At 51.6% G+C, this 2,906-nt stretch carries 3 protein-coding genes and 1 pseudogene; all 4 read right to left on the bottom strand.

Annotated features, from left to right (window positions below; all coding sequences use genetic code 11):
* Positions 1-364: PrgI family protein (locus OCV96_RS00020; protein ID WP_262593200.1), on the bottom strand; the 364-nt coding region annotated here is incomplete at its 3' end.
* A 20-nt stretch (positions 365-384) separates the two neighbouring features.
* Positions 385-1,254 (bottom strand): VirB6/TrbL-like conjugal transfer protein, CD1112 family, encoded by an 870-nt coding sequence (locus OCV96_RS00015; RefSeq protein ID WP_109625036.1) that lies wholly within the window; start codon positions 1,252-1,254, stop codon positions 385-387.
* A gap of 69 nt (positions 1,255-1,323) precedes the next feature.
* Complete coding sequence (locus tag OCV96_RS00010) at positions 1,324-1,542, bottom strand: Maff2 family mobile element protein (RefSeq protein WP_003525154.1); 219 nt, start codon at positions 1,540-1,542, stop codon at positions 1,324-1,326.
* A gap of 218 nt (positions 1,543-1,760) precedes the next feature.
* Positions 1,761-2,828 (bottom strand): annotated as a pseudogene (locus OCV96_RS00005) (VirD4-like conjugal transfer protein, CD1115 family); the annotation flags it as partial.
* Positions 2,829-2,906 lie beyond the last annotated feature (78 nt).

Genomic DNA, 2,906 nt, shown 5'->3' with positions numbered 1-2,906 from the left:
TGCGGTGAACAATGTCATACACCTCCTTATCGAGCATTTCCTGCCGTTTTAATACGGCATAAAAGTTATTGGTCTGGTAGGGACGCTGCTTGGGACGGATCACAGCCACTTTGAGAATGTTGCCGACGATCTTTTCCAGGCCCTGCCCATGCTTTTCATACATTGCCAGCAGGAAGAAGGGCATCATGACCAGCATCATACACATGGCGGCCATGCTGTTTCCCGCAGGCTCACGGAGCAAAAAGAACAGCGGTACGCCTACAAGCGCCCCGGCGGTAAAGCAGACCAACTGCCTTCGGGTCAGATTGAACATGACCTTGGTTTTGACTTTAGTTAAATCTTTGGGTACGGGTACATAAGCCAATGTGGAAACCTCCTTCCGTTTTAATGCGCCTGAAAGACTGATTTTGCGAGACTGCCGGTTTTGAACAGCGTAAAGCACAGCAGTACGGTGTAGCCCACGCAGCTCCAGATCGCCATGATGATGTCATCTTCCAGAGCGATGTTCTGCACCAGCACAGCATAAATTGCCACGCAGACGATGATGAGAAACGCCTGAAAGCCCAGCGCCAGCAGGGAGCGGAGGTAGTTCTGTCCCATACCGCCCCATTCCTTGCCCATCATGGCAGCCATTGGAACGGGAGCCACCGAGGTCACAAGGTAAATCTCGATCATACGGCCATAAATGACGATAAAGATGCAGATATACAGCGCCCACATGGTAATGCCGATAAAGAGGGATTGGAACCAAAGCCCGAATAGCGGCCCCAGATCCATTTCCATCAGCCTCGGTTCCAAATCGGTCATAACTGAGGAAATGTCAATAGACGCATCCGAACCGATGATCCCTGCCGCCTGTGCCACCACGCTCTGCGCCATATCAAAGACGCCCATCACGATATTCCATGTGTTTGTGACAATGAGGATGGCAGTGGCTGATTTGAACACCCACTTGAAAATCATCCAAGTATCCACATCATGCAGGTTGTTCTTGTCTGCGATCATCTGGATCAGGTCTACGGTCATCACAATAGCCAGGATCACGCCTGCAATCGGCACCATGATGGAGTTGGACAGATTCTCAATCATGCTGAAAATACTGCCATTCCATCCCTGTGGGGTCTGTCCTACCTGTACGGATATATCCGCGACCTGTTGGTTTACGCTGTCAAACATCCCCGAAAGGTTGCTCATAATACCGCCCACCAGCATTTCTTTCAGCCAATTTGTCAGGGCTTCAAGTAAGAAATCCATACGGTGTCAACCTCCTTTCCGCCGCCCCCGCAAAACTGCGGGAGCGGCAAGGATTTCATGCAGAGACGCTTAGACAGAGAAAAGCCCGGAGAGCAGAGGTACAAGGACCATGCCGACTACGGCTACACCAGCGCCGGCCATGAGCTGCTTCATGCCCTGGCTTTTTGCGCCCGGATTATCATTTCCGTAGCCCTCCAAGAGGTTGATAACGCCCCAGATACCGAGACCGGCACCGAGCGCGATAACGAGGGTCTGAAGAACGGTGATTGCCTGTTCAAAAAATGCCATATAGTTTGTTAGCCGGAATCTGATTAAAAAATAGGTTTGTCATGTTTCATAGGCATACAAAAGCCGGAACAATCTGCCACCCGATTTCCGGGGCATGATTCCGGCTGTCCTCCTTTTTCATTATTTTTTCTTGCGATTGTCCGCTTTGTACGCCAATGGCCCATAGAGGGCAGGTGCGGCGAATAGATAAGATCACTCCTTTCAAAAGCGGAACGAAGTTAAGCGCCCTTTGTGTCTACTTCATATACATCGCAGACCTCATTGGGCTTGAGTTTCAGCCTTGCGGACAGGAATGCTTCAATGTCAAAAGCGTTCTTGTCATCCGCGTCGGCAGTGTACTTGAAATTGGGGTGCTTGGTGATGTCGTACTTATCCGAAAGGAAAGGACGCACACCGCGCAGCTGGAGGATGCACTTGTTTCCGTCCATCGTTGCAAGCTCATCCTGGCTCATCAGCTCTTTCCCCAATTTTTGATAGTTGAGAGAATGGGAAGTTTCCCGGCCACGGCTCTCTCCGGTGTTGTAGGTGTCGATGGTTTCCTTGCCCAGCACGGCAGCCAGCTCCTTGAGGGTGGTTGGCTCCTTACCGCCCAGAAAAATGGAAGTATCCATGTTGCCGATGATGGTATCCGCATTGTCCTTATAGATCGCCTTGAGCTGACTCTGCGCCTGCAACACCAGACAGGCGGAGATCTCACGGCTTCGGATGGTTGCTACCAGCTTTTCCAAACGGGGAATCTGCCCGATATTGGCGGCTTCATCAATGAGACAGCGCACATGGACCGGGAGCCTGCCGCCATACACATCGTCGGCTTTTTCGCAGAGCAGGTTGAAAAGTTGGGTATAACACATGGATATAAGAAAATTAAAGCTGTCGTCAGTATCACTCATGATGAGGAACAAGGCAGTTTTCCGGTCGCCCAGAGTGTCCAGCTCCAGCTCATCATAGGCTGTGACCTCACGCAGCTCTGCAATGTCGAATACCGCAAGGCGCGCACCACAGGAAATCAGGATCGACTTGGCTGTTTTGCCGGCGGCCAGCTTATATTTCTTATACTGGCGCACCGCAAAGTGGTTTGGCTTCTCGGCTTCCAGTGCATCAAACATCAGGTCTACGGGGTTTTTGAACTCCTCGTCATCCTCACGGACTTCCATGGCGTTGATGAACTCAATGAGGGTGGAGAAGTTCTGCTCCTCCACCGGAGCCTCATAGTGGATATAGCCAATGAGCGCGCAGTACAACAGCGTCTCCGCTTTGACCCAAAAATCGTCTCCGGCCTTGCCCTCGTAGAGTAGGAATGAGCCGCCTTGCGGCATTACTGCCGTAGGTTTGCCCAAACCCCTCCCAGAACCGGACGTACACCT

The sequence above is a fragment of the Waltera acetigignens genome (genome assembly GCF_025567015.1).
Lineage (GTDB): Bacteria > Bacillota > Clostridia > Lachnospirales > Lachnospiraceae > Acetatifactor > Acetatifactor acetigignens.
The sequence above is the reverse complement of the archived record's forward strand: the minus strand, read 5'-3'. Positions and strand labels throughout refer to the sequence as shown.